Origin of the sequence: Pseudomonas sp. L5B5 (assembly GCF_020520285.1) — a bacterium.
GTDB lineage: Bacteria > Pseudomonadota > Gammaproteobacteria > Pseudomonadales > Pseudomonadaceae > Aquipseudomonas.
On record NZ_CP084742.1, the window covers coordinates 977,396 to 997,669 of the forward strand.

18 protein-coding genes are annotated in these 20,274 nt (G+C 62.9%); 13 read left to right on the forward strand and 5 right to left on the reverse strand.

Features of this window, described 5'->3' with window-relative positions; genetic code table 11:
* Nucleotides 1–224 precede the first annotated feature (224 nt).
* The 5 genes from LGQ10_RS04340 to LGQ10_RS04360 all read left to right on the forward strand — a co-directional run bounded on the left by LGQ10_RS04340 (nt 225) and on the right by LGQ10_RS04360 (nt 5,461).
* Nucleotides 225–1,559 carry an aspartate aminotransferase family protein gene (locus tag LGQ10_RS04340; RefSeq protein ID WP_058435910.1) on the forward strand — a complete coding sequence of 445 codons (1,335 nt, stop codon included), beginning with the start codon at nt 225–227 and terminating at the stop codon, nt 1,557–1,559.
* A 146-nt stretch (nt 1,560–1,705) separates the two neighbouring features.
* Nucleotides 1,706–2,380, forward strand: coding sequence for a helix-turn-helix transcriptional regulator (locus LGQ10_RS04345; protein WP_058435909.1), 675 nt, complete (start codon nt 1,706–1,708; stop codon nt 2,378–2,380).
* Nucleotides 2,381–2,468: 88 nt separating this feature from the next.
* Nucleotides 2,469–3,284 carry a molybdenum cofactor biosynthesis F family protein gene (locus LGQ10_RS04350; RefSeq protein ID WP_226524823.1) on the forward strand — a complete coding sequence of 272 codons (816 nt, stop codon included), beginning with the start codon at nt 2,469–2,471 and terminating at the stop codon, nt 3,282–3,284.
* A gap of 36 nt (nt 3,285–3,320) precedes the next feature.
* Nucleotides 3,321–4,703 (forward strand): aspartate aminotransferase family protein, encoded by a 1,383-nt coding sequence (locus tag LGQ10_RS04355; RefSeq protein ID WP_226524824.1) that lies wholly within the window; start codon nt 3,321–3,323, stop codon nt 4,701–4,703.
* Complete coding sequence (locus tag LGQ10_RS04360) at nt 4,700–5,461, forward strand: SDR family oxidoreductase (protein WP_226524825.1); 762 nt, start codon at nt 4,700–4,702, stop codon at nt 5,459–5,461. Before LGQ10_RS04355 ends, LGQ10_RS04360 begins: the two co-directional genes overlap by 4 nt.
* A 60-nt stretch (nt 5,462–5,521) precedes the next feature.
* Here the strand turns inward: LGQ10_RS04360 and LGQ10_RS04365 are convergent, their stop codons facing one another.
* Complete coding sequence (locus tag LGQ10_RS04365) at nt 5,522–6,928, reverse strand: NAD(P)/FAD-dependent oxidoreductase (protein WP_226524826.1); 1,407 nt, start codon at nt 6,926–6,928, stop codon at nt 5,522–5,524.
* A 346-nt stretch (nt 6,929–7,274) separates the two neighbouring features.
* Between LGQ10_RS04365 and LGQ10_RS04370 the strand changes: the two genes are divergently transcribed.
* On the forward strand, nt 7,275–7,544 hold the full coding sequence (locus LGQ10_RS04370; RefSeq protein WP_058436561.1) for a DUF1652 domain-containing protein: 270 nt from the start codon (nt 7,275–7,277) through the stop codon (nt 7,542–7,544).
* Between the two features lie 38 nt (nt 7,545–7,582).
* Here LGQ10_RS04370 and LGQ10_RS04375 read toward each other — a convergent pair whose 3' ends face one another.
* Complete coding sequence (locus tag LGQ10_RS04375) at nt 7,583–10,048, reverse strand: UvrD-helicase domain-containing protein (protein ID WP_226524827.1); 2,466 nt, start codon at nt 10,046–10,048, stop codon at nt 7,583–7,585.
* A 273-nt stretch (nt 10,049–10,321) separates the two neighbouring features.
* Between LGQ10_RS04375 and LGQ10_RS04380 the strand changes: the two genes are divergently transcribed.
* Nucleotides 10,322–11,017 (forward strand): pirin family protein, encoded by a 696-nt coding sequence (locus LGQ10_RS04380; RefSeq protein ID WP_226524828.1) that lies wholly within the window; start codon nt 10,322–10,324, stop codon nt 11,015–11,017.
* A gap of 77 nt (nt 11,018–11,094) precedes the next feature.
* Here the strand turns inward: LGQ10_RS04380 and pgm are convergent, their stop codons facing one another.
* Together pgm and LGQ10_RS04390 are read right to left on the reverse strand one after the other, a co-directional pair.
* A complete protein-coding gene (gene pgm, locus LGQ10_RS04385) occupies nt 11,095–12,741 on the reverse strand; it encodes a phosphoglucomutase (alpha-D-glucose-1,6-bisphosphate-dependent) (RefSeq protein WP_058438649.1) in 1,647 nt (548 codons plus the stop codon).
* Between the two features lie 218 nt (nt 12,742–12,959).
* Nucleotides 12,960–13,982 (reverse strand): zinc-dependent alcohol dehydrogenase family protein, encoded by a 1,023-nt coding sequence (locus LGQ10_RS04390; protein WP_226524829.1) that lies wholly within the window; start codon nt 13,980–13,982, stop codon nt 12,960–12,962.
* A gap of 258 nt (nt 13,983–14,240) precedes the next feature.
* On the opposite strand from LGQ10_RS04390, the gene LGQ10_RS04395 reads away from it, so the two are divergent.
* From LGQ10_RS04395 to LGQ10_RS04405, 3 genes are all read left to right on the forward strand, one after another.
* Nucleotides 14,241–15,155: a LysR family transcriptional regulator gene (locus LGQ10_RS04395; protein ID WP_058438653.1), complete on the forward strand. Its 915-nt coding sequence runs from the start codon at nt 14,241–14,243 to the stop codon at nt 15,153–15,155.
* A gap of 153 nt (nt 15,156–15,308) precedes the next feature.
* Nucleotides 15,309–16,577, forward strand: coding sequence for a tyrosine-type recombinase/integrase (locus tag LGQ10_RS04400; RefSeq protein ID WP_174395461.1), 1,269 nt, complete (start codon nt 15,309–15,311; stop codon nt 16,575–16,577).
* A gap of 434 nt (nt 16,578–17,011) precedes the next feature.
* Nucleotides 17,012–17,215 carry a hypothetical protein gene (locus LGQ10_RS04405; protein WP_217438412.1) on the forward strand — a complete coding sequence of 68 codons (204 nt, stop codon included), beginning with the start codon at nt 17,012–17,014 and terminating at the stop codon, nt 17,213–17,215.
* Between the two features lie 137 nt (nt 17,216–17,352).
* Here LGQ10_RS04405 and LGQ10_RS04410 read toward each other — a convergent pair whose 3' ends face one another.
* Nucleotides 17,353–18,264 carry a LysR family transcriptional regulator gene (locus LGQ10_RS04410; protein WP_226524830.1) on the reverse strand — a complete coding sequence of 304 codons (912 nt, stop codon included), beginning with the start codon at nt 18,262–18,264 and terminating at the stop codon, nt 17,353–17,355.
* A gap of 137 nt (nt 18,265–18,401) precedes the next feature.
* Here LGQ10_RS04410 and LGQ10_RS04415 point away from each other — a divergent pair, with 137 nt between their 5' ends.
* Genes LGQ10_RS04415 through LGQ10_RS04425 form a run of 3 tightly spaced genes read left to right on the forward strand, consistent with a single transcriptional unit; the run spans nt 18,402 to nt 20,242 of the window.
* A complete protein-coding gene (locus LGQ10_RS04415) occupies nt 18,402–18,785 on the forward strand; it encodes a DoxX family protein (protein WP_174395459.1) in 384 nt (127 codons plus the stop codon).
* Between the two features lie 15 nt (nt 18,786–18,800).
* Nucleotides 18,801–19,406, forward strand: coding sequence for an NADPH-dependent FMN reductase (locus LGQ10_RS04420; RefSeq protein WP_217438411.1), 606 nt, complete (start codon nt 18,801–18,803; stop codon nt 19,404–19,406).
* Complete coding sequence (locus LGQ10_RS04425) at nt 19,403–20,242, forward strand: pirin family protein (protein WP_174395458.1); 840 nt, start codon at nt 19,403–19,405, stop codon at nt 20,240–20,242. The genes LGQ10_RS04420 and LGQ10_RS04425 overlap by 4 nt, the downstream gene beginning before the upstream one ends.
* The last annotated feature ends 32 nt before the right edge of the window (nt 20,243–20,274 follow it).

A 20,274-nucleotide genomic window follows, 5' to 3' on the forward strand; every position in this document is an offset into this window, starting at 1 on the left:
TTCAATCCTCATGGTTGGACCTGATTGACCAAGACTCTGAGCCCAAAGCCCGGTGCCGTCTTGATCCTGGCTGCCGCAAAACTTGGCGCTGGCTGCCAACACCCGGTGCTCGACCAGCGCCTGGCAGCCTGGATCAAATGCCCTGGCACACAGAGGCAAGCAACACGCCGGCCAATCGCGTCCTAATAGCTCCACGCTGTCCGTGCCCCATCAGGAGATCCAACGTGAGCCAAGCAAGCCATTTCTGGCATCCCATGCTGCACCCCAACGAGATGAAGCAACGCGAGCCGATCCGCATCGTGCGCGGCGATGGCTGCTATGTGTATGACGACAAGGGCCACCAGCTGGTGGATGGCGTCGCCGGGTTGTGGAACGTCAACGTCGGCCACAACCGCAAGGAAGTGAAGGCGGCCATCACCGCGCAGCTCGACGAACTGGAGTACTTCCAGCTGTTCGACGGGGTCAGCCATCCCCGCGCCGAGGAGCTGTCGCGGGTCCTGATGAACCTGCTCGAACCCGAGGACATGCGCCGCGTGGCGTTCAGCTCCGGCGGCTCGGACGCCATCGAAAGCGCCCTGAAGCTGGCTCGCCAGTACTGGAAGCTCGAAGGCCAGGCCGACCGCACCAAGTTCATTTCCCTGCGCCAGGGTTACCACGGCACCCACTTCGGTGGCGCCTCGGTCAATGGCAACACGGTATTCCGGCGCAACTACGAACCCCTGCTGCCCGGCTGCTACCACATCGATACCCCGTGGCTGTACCGCAACCCCTACAGCCAGGACCCGGAAGAGCTGGGCAAGATCTGCGCCGACCTGCTGGAGCGGGAAATCCAGTTCCAGAGCCCGGATACCGTGGCGGCCTTCATTGCCGAGCCGATCCAGGGCGCCGGTGGGGTCATCGTGCCGCCGGCCAACTACTGGCCGTTGATCCGCGAGGTCTGCGACAAGTACGGCGTGCTGCTGATCGCCGATGAAGTGGTTACCGGCTTCGGCCGCAGCGGCTCGATGTTCGGCAGCCGCCTGTGGGGGGTCAAGCCCGACATCATGTGCCTGGCCAAGGGCATCACCTCCGGCTACATCCCCCTGGGCGCCACCGTGGTCAACCGACGGATCGAGGAAGCGTTCGAGAGAAACAGCGACTTCACCGGCGCCATCATGCACGGCTACACCTATGCCGGGCACCCAGTGGCCTGCGCCGCCGCCCTGGCCTGCCTGGACATCGTGGTCAAGGAAGACCTGCCGGCCAACGCGGCGAAGATGGGCGACTACATGCTGGCCAAGCTGCAGCCGTTCGCCGAACGCTTCGACACCGTCGGCGAGGTGCGTGGCCAGGGCCTGATGCTGGCCCTGGACCTGGTGGCCGACAAGGCCACTCGCGAGCCCATCGACCCCACCAGCGGCTACGCCAACCAGGTGGCGCAGATCGCCCGGGAGCACGGGGTCATGGTGCGCCCGGTGGGCACCAAGATCATTCTCTCGCCGCCACTGGTCATCCAGCCGGCGCAAGTGGATGTCATCGTCGAGGCCCTGGCCCAGGGCCTGAGCCAGGCCCGGCGCTGACCGCGCTGGCAGGTCGTGCCCGTCGCTTGCGGCGGACACGGCCTGCCCCCTGATCGACCGGACCCCCTGCCCGGCCCTCGCCGGGCACTGCCCGTCCTCCTTCCCGGTCCCGAGCCACTGCCCAGCGGGCAGCCAGGAGCCTCGTCATGAACGCACCCGCCGCCCTGCCCGGGGCCCATGAGCTGGGACAGCGCTGCATCGCCGCCTTCACCCAAGTGGTGCCCGCCAGCCTCTGCGCCTTCTACCGGATCGACCAGCACCTGCAGGCTCGCGACTTCTCGCTCTACCGCATGCCCGAACAGATGCACCAGGCCTACCTGCAACGCTATCGGCGCTACGACCCATTGCAACCGCAGCTGTGCGCCGCCGCCGGGCATCCGGTGCTGTCGCTGCACATGGGCATGGCCCGCCAGGACCGTCGCGACACCCTGGTGTACCAGGGTTTCCTGCAGCGCCACGGGGTGCTGGACGTGGTGGAGATCCTGGCCGGCGATGGCCAACGGCCCATCGCCGGCCTGTCATTGCTGCGCAATAGCAACCTGGGACGCTTCAGCCCCCAGGAGTTGGTCACCCTGCAGGCCTTGCAGGGGCTGCTGGAAATGGCCGCCCGGGCACCCTGTGCCCAGGCCGACCAGCGCCTGGCCGGGCTGACACCCCGGGAGCGGGAAATCGCCTGGCTGCTGCGCGATGGCGCGGACAACAAGAGCATCGCCCGACGCCTGGACCTGGGGCTGCCCACGGTCAAGACCCACCTGATCAACCTGTTCCGCAAGGTCGGCGTGGGCAACCGCACCGAGCTGGTGAGCACGCTGTTTCTCTGAAGCCGCCCCTCTCAACCATCCGGTTGATGGGCAAGCGCGGCACCGAGGGTGAACATGGCGCTCATCCCAACCAGACAAGAGCCTTGCCATGACCCCGCAACCTGAATGGATCACCGTCGGCGCCCTCGCGGACGGCTTTGCCGGCGACAACCACATCCTGCCGGCACTCGACGACCTGGCCGGGCGCAGCCTGACCCTGTACTTCGACAATGGCTGGCAGATCGAACATCACTTTCGCGCCACCACCCTGAGCTGGAACACCGTCGGTGAAGCCCCTAACGAGGCACTGGCGTACCGCGCCACCTCCCTGCGCCACGGCCTGTACCTGGTGGATTTCCTCAAGCAGGAACAGGGCGCCACCCACTCGGTGAGCCTGATCCTGGACCTGGAGCGCCGGTGTTTCACCGCTGTCCTCGGGCAAATGCCCAGCAGCGACGAGTGCCGCACCGACCTGTTCAGCCGGGCCCTGGCCGGTGGCGAGCTGACCAGCGTCAAGGCGCAGTTCCTGCACGGCGCCCTCGACCAGCCATTCACCGCCGATACACCACGGCACGCCCCCACCCGGGAACTGATCGGCCTGCGCAACCAGTACGTCTACAGCGCCAGCGAGGCCTACGAGCACGTCTACCTCAATGCCGACTTCTACAGTTGGCAGTGCCTCGAGGGGGTCGAGCAAGGTCTGGCGGACACCGATCGCTGCCACTACTACAAGATCGCCGAGCAGTTGTACCTGTTCGTCTGGCGGGAAAAGATCGTCCCGACCCTGGGCGTGGTGCTGATCGACCTCGCGGCCGGGCGCAGCGACGGCAAGATCTTCGGCTACCAGGGGGCGGACTTCGCAAGCTTCGCCAACTTCCCGGTGGGCGCCCTGGCCCGGGTGCTCAACCGCACGACCTACGCCTGAACCGCGATTACCGCCCACTCTTCACAGGACACTGCCATGACCCTGGGACTCGACCTGCAACGCGTCGCCGACTGCTACCAGAGCGAACTGCAACTGTTTGCCGAGCGCCATCCGCGCTCCGGCGCCTTCTACCGCCAGAACCTCAAACACTGGCTGTACGGCGCACCGTTGCACTGGATGCAGCAATGGCCCGGCTCCTACCCGATCATGGTGGCCGATGCCCAGGGCGCGACCCTGACTGACTGCGACGGCCACCAGTACGTCGACTTCGCCCTGGGCGACACCGGGGCGATGTTCGGCCATGCCCAGCCGGCGGTGGCCGCGGCCATCGCCGAACAGGTGCAGCACGGCTCGACGCTGATGCTGCCTACCGCCGACAGCCTGTGGGTGGGCCAGGAACTGACCCGGCGTTTCGGCCTGCCCTATTGGCAAGTCACCACCTCGGCCACCGATGCCAACCGTTTCGTCTTGCGCCTGTGCCGGATGATCACCGGCCGACACAAGGTGCTGGTGTTCAACTGCAACTACCACGGCAGCGTCGACGAGTCCCAAGTGGAGTTCGATGCCGGCGGCCAGATGATTCCCCGCGAAGGCGTGCACGCCAACGGCTTGCATCACGAGGCCACTACCCGCCTGGTGGAATTCAACGACCTGCCGGCCCTGGAGGCGGCCCTGGCCCATGGTGATGTGGCCGCGGTGTTGACCGAGCCCTTCATGACCAACGTCGGCATGGTGCCGCCGGCAGCGGGTTTTCATGATGGCCTGCGACAACTGACCCAACGCTACGACGTGCCGCTGATCATCGACGAGACCCACACCCTGTCCTGCGGCCCTGGCGGCTACTGCGCCGAACATGGCCTGGAGCCGGACTTCTTCGTCCTCGGCAAGTGCATCGCCGGCGGCATTCCCACCGCCGTCTGGGGCGCCAGCCAGGCCATGGCCGAGCGGATCTGGCAGGTACTGCCGCACTTCCAGCCGGGCCAGGCGATCAACCACTTCGGCTTCGGCGGTACCCTGGCCGGCAACGCCCTGCAAATGGCCGCCATGCGTGCCACGTTCAGCGAGGTGATGAACCACGCCAACTACCAGCGCATGTTCCAGCTGGCCGAGCGCCTGCGGGCCGGGGTCGAGGCGATCATCCAGCGCCACCGCCTGCCCTGGCACGTGACCCGCATCGGCGCCCGGGTGGAGTACCTGTTCATGCCCCATGCTCCACGCAATGGTGGCGAGGCCCACCATGCCCGGCACGGGCTGATCGAGGCTTACCTGCACCTGTACCTGCTCAACCGCGGGGTACTGCTGACACCGTTCCACAACATGGCCTTGCTGTGCCCCAGTGCCAGCGAGGAACAGGTGGACCTGCACAACCGCCTGCTGGACCAGTGCCTGGCCCAGGTCCTGCCGGGAGCACGGCCATGAATCGCGAACAGGCCGGGCGCATCGCCCTGGTCACCGGTTCCGGACAGGGCATCGGCCGGGCCATTGCGCAGCTGTTCGCCGCCCAGGGTGCCAAGGTGATGCTGGCCACCCGCAGCACCGCCGCCGGCACCGAGACCCTGCGCCTGATCCGCGAAGCCGGGGGCAATGCCGAACTGCTCACCATCGACCTCAGTAGCCGGGCCGCCGCCGAACAGGCGGTGGCCGCCACCGAGCAAGCCTTTGGCGGCCTCGACCTGCTGCTGCACAACGCCGGGATCTTTCCCATGCAGCGGCTCGCCGAACTGGAGGATGCGACCCTGGACAGCACCCTGGCGGTGAACCTCAAGAGCTGTTTCTGGCTGGCCCGGGCGGCGCTGCCGGCGCTGCGCCGCACCCGGGACCCGCGGATCGTCATCACCTCCTCGGTCACCGGGCCGCGCACGGCGATCCCCGGGCTGGCCCACTACGCGGCCTCCAAGGCCGGGGTCAACGGTTTCATCCGCGCCGCGGCGCTGGAACTGGCGGAGTACGGGATCACGGTCAATGGCGTCGAACCGGGACTGATCGCCACCCAGGCCACCGATAACCTGGGCGACGCCGGCAACCTGGCCAGGCATATTCCGCTCCAGCGCCTGGGCTCCCCGCTGGATATTGCCTGGGCCATGTCGTTCCTGGCGTCCAGGCAAGCCGGCTACATCACCGGGCAGACCCTGGTGGTGGACGGTGGCGCCCTGCTCCCGGAAAACACTCAGCTGTAGGACTGCACGCCTGGAAATCGCCCAGGGGTACGGCCAGCGCAGCCGAATGCCCGAGCCGGGTCAGTGCATGAAGCCTTCCATGAACCCGGCGACCCGGCTGGCCATCTTGCGTCGCCAAGGGGCCGAGGCTGGATTGGCCAGGGTCTGGTCCTCATGGACGAAGCTGCGAATGATCGCGTTGTAGCCCAGCCAGCGACAGGGTTCGGGCTCCCAGGCCCGCAGCTGCTCCAGGCCACCGTCAGGCAGCACCCAGGGCTGGCGTACCAGCAGGCTGTCGCGCTCGAGAATCAGGTCGGCCAGGGTCCGGCCACCCAGGTTGCTGGCTCCCACACCCTCGCCACCGTAGCCTCCGGACAGGGCGATGCCCTTGCGCCGATCACAGAGCATGTGCGGATTGAACTGGCGCGCCATGCCCAGATTGCCGCCCCAGGCATGGCTGATGCGCACGTCCTTGAGCTGGGGGAACAGCTCGGCGAACAGGTAGCGGCGCAACTGCACTTCATCCCGGGTCAGGTTGAAGTCGTGACGCAGTTTGCCGGCGAACTGATAGCCACCCCGTGCCCCGAACACCAGGCGATTGTCCAGGGTGCGCTGGCCATAGGTGACTTGACGGCTGCTCTCGCTGAAGGCCTGCCCCCGGTCCAGGCCGATTTCATCCCAGGTGGACTGGGCCAGCGGCTCGGTGGCCACCAGCAGGCTCTGCACCGGCAGCTGGTAGCGGCCCAGGGGGGCCAGGGACATCGAATAGCCCTCCACCGCCGGCACTATCCAGCGGCTGCGCACCGCCGCTCGTGGCGTGCGCAAGCTGCCGGACTGCCACTGGGTGACCGGGCTGTTCTCGTAGAGACGCACCCCCAGGCGCTCCACCGCAAGGGCCAGGCCACGCACCAGCTTGGCCGGCTGGACAGTGGCGCAATGGGTGGCCTGGATGGCCCCGTAGGCATTGGCCAGGCGCAACTGCTCCGCCAGTTGCCCGGGGTTCAGCCACCGGTAGTCGGCCTCGCCCAGGCCCTGGCGGCGCAACTGCTCCAGGTGCTGGCGCAGGCTGGTTTCCTGCTCGGGATAACGGGCGGCGCAATACAGCACTCCGCCCTTGCGGTAATCACAGTCGATGCCTTCGCGTTCGATGACGTTGGCCACTTCATCGGGGATGCCATGCAACAGCTCGTAGGAAGCTTGGCGCTGTTCGGCCGGCAATGGCGCCAGCAGGCGCCCCTCGCCCAGCAGGTTGCCCATCAGCCAGCCGCCGTTGCGCCCGGACGCGCCAAAACCGGCGACCTGCGCCTCGAGCACGGCAATCTTCAGGTGCGGCGCCAGGCGCTTGAGGTAATACGCGGCCCACAGGCCGGTGTAGCCGGCACCGATGATCGCCACGTCCAGGTCCAGGTCCCGCTCCAAGGACGGCCGTGGCAACAGCGGCTCGTCAAGCTGGTCCATCCACAAACTGATCGTTCGCCGCGCTGGCATGCAAAGACTCCCCGAGCCGAATTTCCGATGTGCCGATCCTAGTGCCGGCTCCAAGTGCTGTCTTGTGCGCGTGCACGCAAAGAAATCTGCCGGGCATGGGCCTTGGGGGCTGGCCACCAGCAACGCCCCCCCCGGATAACCAGGACATCCTGCGAAGGCTGTCATCCAATAACGACGTGACTGGCATCAAAATTTCATGAAAGAACCGCCGGACGGTGGCCAAAAAGACTGCAGGCCGCCATGCCCCGGTGCTATTTTTACAACCTCAACCGAGCGGCTCATTGACGAGCCACTCGTTCCTACCGCGAGCACAAGGAAGCGCTCAATGAATCAGGGTGGGCCATCGATGAATACAGCCTGGGCCAGCAAAGTCACCTTTCCAAACGCCTGCCAGCTGATGCGCTGGCATTTTCATCCCTTGGGTTTCGAAGCCAGCATGGATGCGCCTGGCAGCATGATCGCCCGGCTCTTCGACCGCGCCAGCGGTGAAACCATGATCGCCATCGCCGGCATACCCTGCGCGACCGTGATGAGCGCTGCGGACGTCGAACGAATAATCGAGGCCGTGGAGGACGAACTGGAAGCCTTCACGCCGTCATTGGCTTTCAAGGCCTGATGACCCTTCATGGAAGCCCGCCTGACCGGCGGGCTTTTTCATGGGCGCTGTCGCAGGTCCTGGAAATATGGCTTGTCCTTCGCCACCCGATCCGAGGCCCTGGGGGCATTCGCCGAGCCCGGTTCCGAGCGCTCCACATACCAGTAGCACTGCCTGGCCGCCCGGGTGATGCCCACATAGGCCAGGCGCAGGATCTCGTCTTTCTGTGCACTGTCGTAGGGCGTGGCGTCACCGTCCTTGCCCAGTCCGGCCATGCGGTACACCTGGTTCTTGTATGGCGAACTGCTCAGGTGCTGGCAGTCGCCCAGCAGGAACACCACATCCGCCTGCAGCCCCTTGGCGCTGTGAAACGTCAGCTGCTTGAGCCGGCGAGTCGCAACCGGCAAACTAGAATCAACATTAACTATTTGAGAAATATTGTTTTCCATCAATAGTTTATCGCTGCTTTTTCGAAACAACATAAGAATTGAGTCACCCTGCTCGTAGTGCTCCGCTAGGCGCCGGGCCAACCCCTCGTCATCCCGATCCAGCACCTGTACCGGCCAAAGGTCCCGGGCGTCGCCGCTGGCCTTGGCCTTCTTCCCGGCAATCGCCGGGGCCGCCCGGACAATATGCTCGGCAGCGTCGATCACATGCTGGTGGCTGCGGTAGTTCTCGCTGAGCATGACCCGGGTAGTGCCGGGCGAGACGAACTCCTTGTTGAACTCGATGAAGTAATGCGGCGAGCTGCCACGCCAGCCATAGATCGACTGCCAGTCGTCGCCCACGCACAACAGCGAGGAATGCTGGGCCCCGCGCCCCACATGCAGGGCCGCACCACGACGGCGGATCTCGCCAAGACTGGCCTTGATCCAGGAGACGATCTGCGGCGAAACGTCCTGGAACTCATCGATCATCAGGTGCGCCATCGGCCTCAGGCAGGCATCGCCCAATAGCTTGAAATTCTCGGGCGAGCGTTCACTGAACAGGGCGAACATCCGGTTGTAGGTCATGATCGGCGGCGACTGGTCCAGCAGATGGTCTTCCAGGGCGCGCCAGAACAAGCTCAGGGCCTCGAAGAAATGACGGTCGGGATCGTCCTGGGGGAAACTCATGCGGCCCACGGCGTCGCCCACGTCCAGCCCCAGGTTCTCGATGAAGCCGGCGGCCACGACGAAACAGTCCAGCAAGGGTGCCGACGCCAGCTCACCCTTGACCCGGTAGTCGAAGCCTGGCCCTGCACTGGCCTGGGCCGAAAAAGCGCCTAGAGCACGTTTTGCATCTTCATAACTGTCTAGCCAAATCAACGACTTACGACAGAAAGCTTGAAACAGGGTGCGCTTGACCGCCCACTCCGCGCGCACGCTCAGCTTGGCCCCGGGCCGGGTGACCTGGGGGTTTTCCCGGGGGTCGAAGCCCAGCACCACCCAGGCATCGAGCTCGGCGCAGTAACCATGGCAATGAAACTGCGCGCCGTTGATCTCGAAGCGCTGGCGCTTGGGCTCGATACCCTTGATCGGCCAGGCTCCGGCCCGAAACCACAGGTCCTCGAGGGTGTCGCACAGTTCCTCATCGCGCTTGGCCGCCAGCTCGGTGACCGCCATGCGCTTTTGCACATCCGGATGATCGCGCTCCAACTCCTTGAGTTGCAGGGCGTGGCGCAGCAGGGGTTTCAAGGCCTGGCGAAAACGTTCGTCACTGCTGTAAAGCGCCTGATAACAGGCATTGAGGTGCTTGCGCTGGGCATCATTGATGCGCAAGTCAAAGGGATTGCTGTCGACCTCGGCGTCGGCGCCTGGTTGTCGGTCGTTGAGGTTCTCGAACGCCTGCAGTCGCTCGAATCCCGGCAGGCTGCGCACCATGGGCAAGATGCGCGAATGGAAGGTGCGCACCAGGTCCCGGGCCTGCCGGGCATCGATCGGCCGGCCCCACAGGGCGAACACCTGCATCAACTTGGCGATGAAGTCCTTGCGCGACTCGCGGGTGAAGGTCACCACGGTCATGGAGTTCAGTTCGAACCCCAGGTAGTGATGGAGCAGCAGCAGGCGCAGCACCAGCGAGGTCGATTTGCCGGCCCCGGCCCCGGCGATCACCGCGGTGGCCGGAGTGTCGCTGAAGATCATCTTCCATTGCGCCGCGCTGGGCTGCGCCCCTGGCGCCATCAGGCGAGCGACATCAGCCTTGAAACGCTTCTTCAGCTCTGCGCTCAACGGCAGGCGCCAGTCGTCGAACAGCCGGTCATCCACCCCCGGTGGCTGGTGCTCGGTATTGCGACTGTCGCGGATCAGCAACACCTGGCGGCCTTCCTCCAGGCCCTCGAGGCGGCCCTCGCGATAACCGTACTCCACCCCTGCGGTATGGCCACTGCGAAAGCCGTCAGCCTGCCCGTGCAGCCAGGAAGCCCGATGCTGGGCCCGCAGGCGGGTCAGACCATGACCGAAGAAGCGCGCTGCCAGGCGCTTGAACAACGACATCTGGGCTAGGGGCATGAGCTCGGGGGGCAGATCGGGGGTGTGTTGCGACACGCGGACTCCAGGGTGGGGTGCTTGAGCGGTTATGGTCGCCGGATTTTCGCGAGGCATCCAGCGAATTGCTTGCAGGTCATTAACTTAAGCGATGAATCGAAGGTTTGACACCAACTATCCGACGAAAAATATATCTAATTTTACGATTGGATTTCAGCATTTTTTGCGCTTTTTATCGATCAATCACTGGTGGAAGATGCACGCCATCAACCCACGGTTATCGTTCCTGGCCACGTGCATCGCGCCATGACGAACCCTGACTAGGAGACGATCATGCTTGAACTCAGACCCTTCACCTCCCTGGGCGGCGCCCACCACGGCTGGCTGGACGCCCATCACCATTTTTCCTTTGCCGAGTACTACGACCCTGAACGCATGCACTGGGGCAACCTGCGGGTCTGGAACGATGATGTGATCGCACCCGGCACCGGCTTCCCGCAGCATCCGCACCGGGACATGGAGATCATCACCTATGTGCGTGAAGGCGCCATCAGCCACCAGGACAACCTGGGCAACAAGGGCCGCACCGAGGCCGGCGACGTCCAGGTCATGAGCGCGGGCACCGGTATCGCCCACAGCGAGTACAACCTGGAAGACACCCCGACCAAGATCTTCCAGATCTGGATCATCCCCAATCAGGCCGGCTCTGCGCCGTCCTGGGGCGCCAAGCCGTTTCCCAAGGGCCAGCGCGAGGGGTTCGTGACCTTGGCCAGTGGCAAGGATGGCGATGACGAAAGCCTGCGGATCCGTGCCGATGCACGACTGGTGGCGGCCAACCTCAAGGCCGGTGAAACGGCCGAGTACCACCTGGACAGCGGCCGCCGCGCCTACCTGGTGCCGGCCACCGGGGTCATCCAGATCAATGGCTTGCGCGCCGAAGCCCGGGACGGCGTGGCCGTGCAGGATGAGCGGGTACTGCGGGTAACCGCAGTGCAGGACAGCGAGATAGTGCTGGTGGACCTGGCCTGAGATGGCCGCCGCATAGGCGCGAACGCAAAGGGGCGACCGTGATGGTCGCCCCTTTTTTATCGCCCGAAGCTACGGAGTCAGTTACCGCTGATGGCGCCGTCCACCAGCGCCTGGGCTTCCTGCACCAGTTGCTTGAGGTGATCGTCGCCGATGAAGCTTTCAGCGTAGATCTTGTAGATGTCCTCGGTGCCCGAGGGGCGTGCGGCGAACCAGCCGTTCTCGGTCATGACCTTCAGGCCACCGATGGCCTGGTCGTTACCAGGGGCATGGCTGAGGATCTGCCGGATCGGCTCGCCCGCCAACTGGGTGGACGTCACCTGCTGCGGCGCCAGCTTGCTGAGCAATGCCTTCTGCTGCGGGTTGGCCTTGGCATCGACCCGCACCGAGAACGGCTCGCCCAGCTCATCGCACAGGGCCCGATAGGCCTGGCTCGGATCGCGACCGGTACGGGCGGTCATCTCGGCCGCCAGCAATGCCGGAATCAGGCCGTCCTTGTCGGTGCACCACACACCACCGTCCTTGCGCAGGAACGAAGCCCCGGCGCTTTCTTCACCGCCAAAGCCCAGGGAACCCTCGAACAGGCCGTCGGCGAACCACTTGAAGCCCACCGGCACTTCGTACAGGCGCCGGCCCAGGCGGGCTGCCACACGGTCGATCAGGCCGCTGCTGACCACGGTCTTGCCCACCGCAGCATCGGCGCGCCATTGCGGACGGTTCTGGAACAGATAGTCGATGGACACCGCCAGGTAATTGTTCGGTGCCAGCAAGCCACCGCTGGGGGTGACGATGCCGTGGCGGTCGTGGTCCGGGTCGCAGGCGAAGGCCACGTCGAAACGCTCCTTCAAGCCGATCAGGCCCTGCATGGCGTGGGTGGAGGACGGGTCCATGCGGATCTGCCCGTCCCAGTCCACCGACATGAAGCGGAAGGTGGGGTCGACTTCGCGGTTCACCACGTCCAGGTCCAGCTGGTAGTGCTCGGCAATCGCCGACCAGTAGCGCACCCCTGCTCCGCCCAGCGGATCCACGCCTAGGCGCAGCTTGGCGTTGCGGATCGCGTCCAGGTCGATGACGTTGATCAGGTCGGCGACGTAGGTGTTGAGGTAGTCATGGCGATGGGTCGTGTCGGCCTTCAGCGCCTGCTCATGGCTGATGCGCTTGACCCCGGCGAGCCGGGCCGCCAGCAGTTCGTTGGCCTTGGTCTCGATCCACTTGGTGATGTGGGTATCGGCCGGGCCACCATTGGTGGGGTTGTACTTGAAGCCGCCGCTGTGCGGCGGATTGTGCGATGGCGTGATGACGATCCCGTCCGCCAGGCCCGAGGTGCGGCCACGGTTGTAGCAGAGGATGGCATGGGACACTGCCGGAGTCGGCGTGTATTCGTCGTCGGCGGCGATCATCACGGTCACGCCATTGGCCGCCAGGACCTCCAGGGCGCTGGCCCCGGCCGGTGTGGACAGGGCATGGGTATCGATACCGAGGAACAGCGGGCCGTCGATGCCCTGTGCTTCACGGTACAGGCAGATGGCCTGGCTGATGGCCAGGACGTGCCATTCATTGAAGCTCAGGTCGAAGGAGCTGCCACGGTGCCCGGAGGTGCCGAAGGCCACGCGCTGGGTAGGGATCGATGCATCGGGCTGACCGGTGTAGTAAGCCGTCACCAGTCGCGGGATATCGACCAACAATTGGGCCGGTGCCGGTTTGCCCGCAAAAGGACTGAGAGCCATGCAAAACCTCAAGAAAAGGATGATTCGGAAATGTCGCGCAGTTTACTGGCAGTTTGACCGCAGCGCGATGGAATCTATCCCGAGGCAAGCAGCAGCCTGTACGACGGCCAACATCCTCTGGCGCAACGCCTTGGGCGCAGCCAGAATCGTCGGCCAGCAGTCGGACAGGGATACGGAAAGAAGAACGCCAGGCCCACGGTCGGGGCCTGGCGTGTGGATCAGGCCGACTCGATCTGCAGCGCGACCCGCTCGCGGCAGGGGCATTCGTCCATGTAGCGGTGGGCCTGGACAAACTCGCTGAACGGGAACACTCGAGTCTTGAGTGGCAGCAGCACCCGGTCGGCGGTCAACTGGTTGATGTCGCGCAGTGCTCGTTGCAGCGCCACCTGGTCCTGGCTGATGCCCAGCTCCGGCTTGCCGGTGAAATTGCCGATGCAGTGCACGAAGAACTGGATGTTCTTCTGGAACGCCGCGCAGGCCGGGAATGGCGTCTGGTTGCCGCCTTGCAGGCCATACAGCACCAGGCTGCCACGGGGCGCAAGGACATCGCCGAGCATCGACATCTGCGGCCCGCCCAGGCCGTCGAAGACCACGTCGACACCGCGGTTGTCGGTGAGCTTGTTGACCTGCATCAGCAGGTCCTGCTCCTCGGTGGCGATCACTTTTTCCGCCCCCAGGGACAGCAGGTACTCACGTTCCTCGGCGTTCTTGGTGGCCGCGATCACCCTTGCACCCAGGGCCTTGCCCAGTTGCACGAAAGCTGGCCCGGCGCAGTGGCTGGCGTCGGTGACCAGGGCAAACTGCCCGGGCTTGACCCGGGCCAGGTCGGCGTAGGCGAAATAGGCGATCAACAGCGGCGTGTAGTGCACCGCCGCCTCGATCGGGCTCAAGGCATCCGGATAACGGGTCAGGGCCGAGCGCGGCAGGACGATCTGCTCGCCATACACCGGATAGTCGTTGGGACTCTCGGCGGGAAAGCTCGCGACCTTGTCGCCCACCGCCAGGTCCTCGACCCCCTCGCCCACGGCGGTGACCACACCGGCCATTTCATGGCCCAGGCCAGAAGGCAACCGGGCATGGGAGGACGCCAGGTTCTGCCGCCAGAGCACGTCGTACCAGCTGATACCAATGGCTTCGACTCGTACCTGCACTTCGCCTGGCGCAGGCAGCGAGGCCGCATGCTCTTCGCACTTGAGCACTTCGGCCGGTCCAAACTTGTGAAAACGAATCGTGCGGGACATCGCAAACCTCGTCAAAAAATAACCTCTAATGCCGCGGACTTTATCCGGGCTTTGAAAGCAAGACTATCAGTGCCTATTAATAGTCGACATGCCTGTCATCGATTCCGTGCCCTTGAAAATCGGGGCTGGGCGCGCTGCAAGCCCCCTCCCAGGCAATTAGCCGGTGCAGAGTAGCAGTCTTTACCCGTAAGATTCACGCCGGCCATTGTTTCGATATGGCCGCTCCCGTCAAGCTCGCCGCCCCTGCCAGGACTCCAGATGAATCGTAATGACCTGCGTCGTGTCGACCTGAATCTGTTGATCGTGTTCGAAACACTCATGCACGAACGCAGTGTGACCCGTGCCGCCGAGAAACTGTTCCTCGGCCAGCCCGCCATCAGTGCGGCCCTGTCGCGCCTGCGCAATCTGTTCGACGACCCGCTGTTCGTGCGCACCGGTCGCAGCATGGAGCCCACCGCCCGGGCAGCGGAGATCTTCGCCCTGCTGTCCCCGGCCCTGGACTCGATCTCCACCGCCGTCAGCCGTGCCGCCGAGTTCGACCCGGCCACCAGCACCGCAGTCTTTCGCATCGGCCTGTCCGACGACGTCGAGTTCGCCCTGCTGCCAATGCTGCTCAAGCGCCTGCGCGCCGAAGCCCCGGGCATCGTGCTGGTGGTGCGCCGGGCCAACTACCTGCTGATGCCCTCGCTCCTGGCCTCGGGGGAGATTTCCATCGGCGTCAGCTATACCGCCGACCTGCCGGCCAATGCCAAGCGCAAGGTCCTGCGACGCAGCATGCCCAAGCTATTGCGCGCCGACACCGTGCCCGGCCCCCTGAGCCTGGATGACTTCTGCGCCCGCCCTCACGCCCTGGTGTCGTTCGCCGGCGACCTGAGCGGCTTCATCGATGAAGAACTGGAAAAACTCGGACGCAAGCGCCACGTCGTGCTGGCGGTCCCGCAGTTCAACGGTTTGAGCACCCTGCTGGCCGGCACCGACATCCTCGCCACCGTCCCCGACTACACCGCCGAGGCCCTCACCGCCGCCGGCGGCGTACGCGCCGAGGACCCACCGCTGCCGGTGCGCAGCTTCGAAATGCACATGGCCTGGCGCGGTTCCCAGGACAACGACCCAGGCGAGCGCTGGCTGCGCTCGCGGATCCAGATGTTCTTCGGCGACCCCGATAGCCTGTAATAGAATTCCACCAAATTCCATAAAATCGTTTTATAACAACAAGTTAATGACAATTTAAGTCCACTGCCGTCTGTCTAAATCCAATGGATTCCACGGCTCATGGGGGCATAATTGGGGGCAAATTTCGGTTCCTTAAAAAGGATGCCCCCACCGATGCCCCCAGATAATGCGGTTGTCTTCAAACGAAAACTCAGCGATGCCTTGATCCGCTCACTGACCGAACCCGGCAAACACGCCGATGGCGAAGTCCCTGGCCTCTACTTGGAGGTAAGGGCGTCGAGCAAGGTCGGCAAATCCCCTTCCAAGGTTTGGCGATTGAAGTATCGGCTGCATGGCAAGGAAAACCGCTTCTCCATCGGCGCTTACCCCGACATCGGTCTCAAGGAGGCGCGCGACATTGCCCGCGGCGCACGCCGCGACGTGGCTAACCACACCGCTCCGCTCAAGGCCAAGACCGCCAAAATCGAGGCGCAGTTGCTCAATGAAGAGCGCACCTTCGCGTACGTGGCCGAGCAATGGTTGGTATTTAAGTCTGCCGAACTGGTGACCAAATCCATCGCGGGGTTTAGTGGCGCGCTGAATAACCACATTTTGCCTGCCATCGGTAATAAGCCGGTCAGCGAGATCAAGCTAGAGCACATCACCACAATCATTACGGAGTTGCGCCGTCAGCGCACCATGGCCATGGCCCGGCGCGTGCGTACCATTATCCGTGCCGTCCTGGGCTTTGCCGAGGGGCGCGGATGGGTGGAACGTAATGTGGCGCTTAGCAACATTGAGGAGTTGAAGATCCGCCATGTCGTGATCAGCAACCCGGCAATCGAAAGGCCAGCCGACCTGGGCAGGTTTCTTATACGCCTTGATGACTGCAACGACGGCAGCGTTGCCGCCGCAATGCGCCTGCTGGTCATGTTGCCGGTCCGACCAGGCGAACTGGTGCAGATGCGCTGGGAAGATGTCGACTTGGTGGGCGCCGATTGGCGTTATGTGGTGAGCAAGACCAAGCACCTGGACAAGAGCAAACACATCGTGCCGTTACCTGAGCAAGCCTTGGTTCTGTTACGTAAACTACATAAAACTCGCGTGGTGGATGAAGAAGGCAAAGGCTGGGTGTTCGTCTCACCGGTTTATCCGGGACGTCCAATAAACCCGACCTCCATGCTCAAGTCCTTTCAGCGCATCTGGCCGGAGTACGACATCACAGCTCACGGCTTTCGCGCGACCTACAGAACCATTGCCCACGAGCACTTGGGTATCGATCCAATCGTGCTCGAACTTTCGTTATCTCACCGAATGCCAGGTGCGCTGGGGGCTGTGTATGCGCGCGCTCAACTGCTAGTGCAACGCAGGGACGCGGCTCAGCAATGGGCGAACTACTTAGACCAGTTGCGGCAAAACGCAGCGCGAACCACCACCGATTGATGATACAGAGAAAACTATTAGAAAATTGGAGAGGGAAACGAGACTCGCATCTAGCGTCCGACCCATTAAAATCTAAGGGGTTTCTTTTCTTGCCGAAGCAGGGAAAGACTCAATTCTGGACTTGTTTTTGGAGTGTATCAAGGGCCAAGAAGGCGTGGCTTCGGCCTATGAGGTTTGATTCGACCCAGAGCCAACTTGGACGACAAGAAATCTCATGACTCCCGAGAACACACCGACCGAGCAAGAGTTTTCCAGCACCCACCACTGCCGTAAGGCAAAGAGGTGTCTACGAAACCCGGGGTGATTCAAACAATGCCGTCGAAATACCGTCATACCAGGCCGTCGACCTTGGTGGTCGCGCATCCAGCCGAGCACTGGCTGAGTGGGCACCTGGGGCTCGCGTCGTCAAAGCCTTCAACCATTTGGGAGCACCTGTGCTGGATGCCAATCCCGAAGCCGAGGGCGGGCGCCGCGTGCTATTTGTCTCGGGCGAAGATACCGATGCGAAGAAAACCGTCAGCGATCTCGCTGAGCTGTTGGGCTTTGCCGCTGTAGACCTGGGAGGCGAATCTGAAGGACGTCTCGTGCAGTTCCCGGGCGGCCCACTGGCCATTTTAAACTTGGTCAAGTTCGGCTAGAGCGCAGACGCTCAGTGCTTTGAGTCAGTCTCATGCAACTGTGAATTCAACGCTGGCTGGGAGGCAGGGGCTTCCTATTTTTCCAGCCAGCGTTTGGCTGGCTAAGCGACGATCCAGAGGTGCGCCCCCTTGCACAGCTACACATTCGCCGGGAATGTCTGCTCTTTCAGCTTCTCCATCACCAACTCGATGAACGCCGAGACTGCCAAGGGCAAATGTTTGCGACTGGGGTAAAGCAAGTGCAGACCAAATCCAGTGCGATAGTAATGCGGGAGCACAGACACCAATCGGCCAGCCTGAAGATCGAGATTAGTTATGGTGGGCGGCAGCAACGCAATACCTAACCCAGCCAACGTAGCCTTACGCAATGCTTGAGCAGTGTTGCCATTGAAACGACTGGTAATCTGAATATCTTCCTCAACACCGTCGGGCCCCATAAGACGCCATGTGGTGAGTCCGCTGGGGTGAGCAAAACTCACGCAGTCGTGATTGTCCAAATCCTGGAGCGTGGCAGGCACGCCGCGTTTATTGAGGTAATCAGAACTGGCGACCAACCCTTCATTGCCTGCTCCAAGCAGTTGACGACCGACGTATCCCGAGTCCTGCAAAACGCCGCCTCGAAATGCAATGTCAATCCGTTCGGCGATCAAATCGGCCCGCGCATCGCTCAGCACGAAATCCAGCCGCACTTGTGGATGCTTGGCTAGAAAATCAGCCACCCACTCCATAGGGAAAAAGTCGAAAAAATCTGCCATCGCCGCAACGCGCACGGTGCCGCTGGGCTCCTGGCTACCTGTCATCAATTGCTGACCGGCATCGAGAAGGCCTTCTACTGCGCCAGAACACCGTTCATGAAACAGCTCCCCGGAATGGGTCAGTGTGAGTTTGCGCGTCGAGCGCTGTAGCAGCCGTGTGCCGAGCTGAGCCTCGAGTTGTTGAACTCGCCGGCTCAGGGTGTTGGACGGCATTCCAAGCTGCCGTGCCGCCTCGGCAAAGCTGCCGTTGCGCACCACATGTACAAACAAGGCGACGTCGTTCAGGTCGAGCATCTTATCAGCACCACCTCGTTAAATGGATTGGTCCGCCCCAATTATGCCATCCAATCAGGCAATGAATAGTCGCATATCTTACCGGCATGGCTGCTGTTAGCTCTCAACTGCTCCCCGAAGAAAGGACATCGCAATCCATGACCACATCCCCTTCTCGCTCTTCTACTCATCGCCGAATCGTTTGGGGCGTTCGTGCGTTCTTGATTCTGGCATTCGCTGTGGCTGGAGTCGCCAAGCTGGCCGGAGCACCGCAAATGATTCAAGTATTCGAAGCAATCGGCATAGGACAATGGTTCCGGTATCTGACCGGTGCCGTCGAGGTAATCGGCGCCTTGTTATTACTGAAACCCGCCACGGGCTTTCTCGGAGGGCTGGCATTGGCAATGACGATGGTCTGCGGGGCGGCTACGCACCTTCTGCTGATTGGCGGCAACCCGGTACCCGCGATGATTCTGGCCGCGTTGTCTGCATTTGTAGCCTGGCAGTTGCGCCCTCTCTCACGGCTCAGTGCGGCAAGCTAGGCGGAGGTGTCTCTAATGAACTTGCCCAGTTTTTCAGCACAACCTATGACCTCGCCCCTCCCCCTCATCGGCATTGTCGTAGGTTCGGCCAGTGAAGCTCGCTTTGGTGAAAAGCACGAACTCTGGATCCATGAAGTAGCAAAACAGCGCAACGATATCGCTATCGAATTAATTGACCTGCGTGAACACTCGCTGTCTTTTTTCTACGGTCCGCAATCAGTAACCCCTGCCGACCGCGGCCGCGCGGAAAAACGTTGGACTGACAGGCTCGCGTCGATCGATGGGCTGATCGTGGTCACTCCAGAGTACGACCAAGGGACAAGCGCCGAACTGAAAATCGCCTTCGACATCGCCGGCCAGAAGCTCGGCCGCAAGCCGATCGGCTTCGTGGGTTATGGCGGTACTGGTCGCGCCATCGAACAGCTGCAACTGGCGGCCATTGAATTGCAGATGGTCCCGGTACGCAATGCCAAGCACATCGGCATCGCTGAATTCATCGGCATCTGGCAGCAGGGAAAAACTTTCAACGATTACCCGCGTCTGGCCCAGGCCGCCAAAGAGCTGCTCGATGACATCGCCTGGTGGGCCCATGCACTCAAGACCTCGAGGAATAACACATGACCGCCACAGCTGTCGTTCTGCCACGCGCCATCGTTCATCGCACCCAGGGCAGCACCCATGGCCCGATCACCCGGCTCATGAGCCCTAGCGATCTGGGAGAACACCTTAAGCCTTTCATTTTCCTTGATATTTTCAGCATGAACAGCAAACGCGGAAAGTCGAGTTTCGGCATGCACCCGCACTCCGGGATCGCGACGGTGACCTTCATGACCCAAGGCGAAGTGGCCTATGAAGACACCACCGGCGCGACAGGTGTATTGCTGGCCGGAGGTCTGGAGTGGATGCGCGCCGGCAACGGTGTCTGGCATGGCGCGACACTGACCAGCGCGTCCTTGATGCAGGGGTTCCAGCTCTGGGTGGCGCTGCCGCCGGAGTTGGAAAACGCCCCTGCGCTGAGCACCTATCTTGCGCCCTCCCAAGTTCCGCAATCAGGCCCGGCACGCGTGCTCCTGGGTCGATACGGCGACGCGCATAGCTTGATTGAAGCGCCGAGTGACATGAACTATCTCGCCGTTAATTTGAAAGACGGCGAGCGTTGGCGGTACTCCCCGCCGCCCGGTCACAACGTTGCCTGGCTTGCGGTAAGTACAGGACGCCTGGATGCGGGAGGCCAGATTAATGCCGGCGAACTCGCCATTTTCGAGGAGACCGAGCAACACATCGACTTCTTGGCGCAAGGCGACTGCTCATTCGTGATGGGCTCAGTGGTGAAGCACCCGCACGACCTGGTGACGGGGTACTACTCGGTGCACACAAGCGAGAAGGCGTTGGCCCAAGGCGAATCCGAAATACAGCGCATTGGCGCACGCCTTCGGCAGCAAGGACGACTTAAATAGCGGCTGATCGAATCCGAGCGAGACACTTTTCG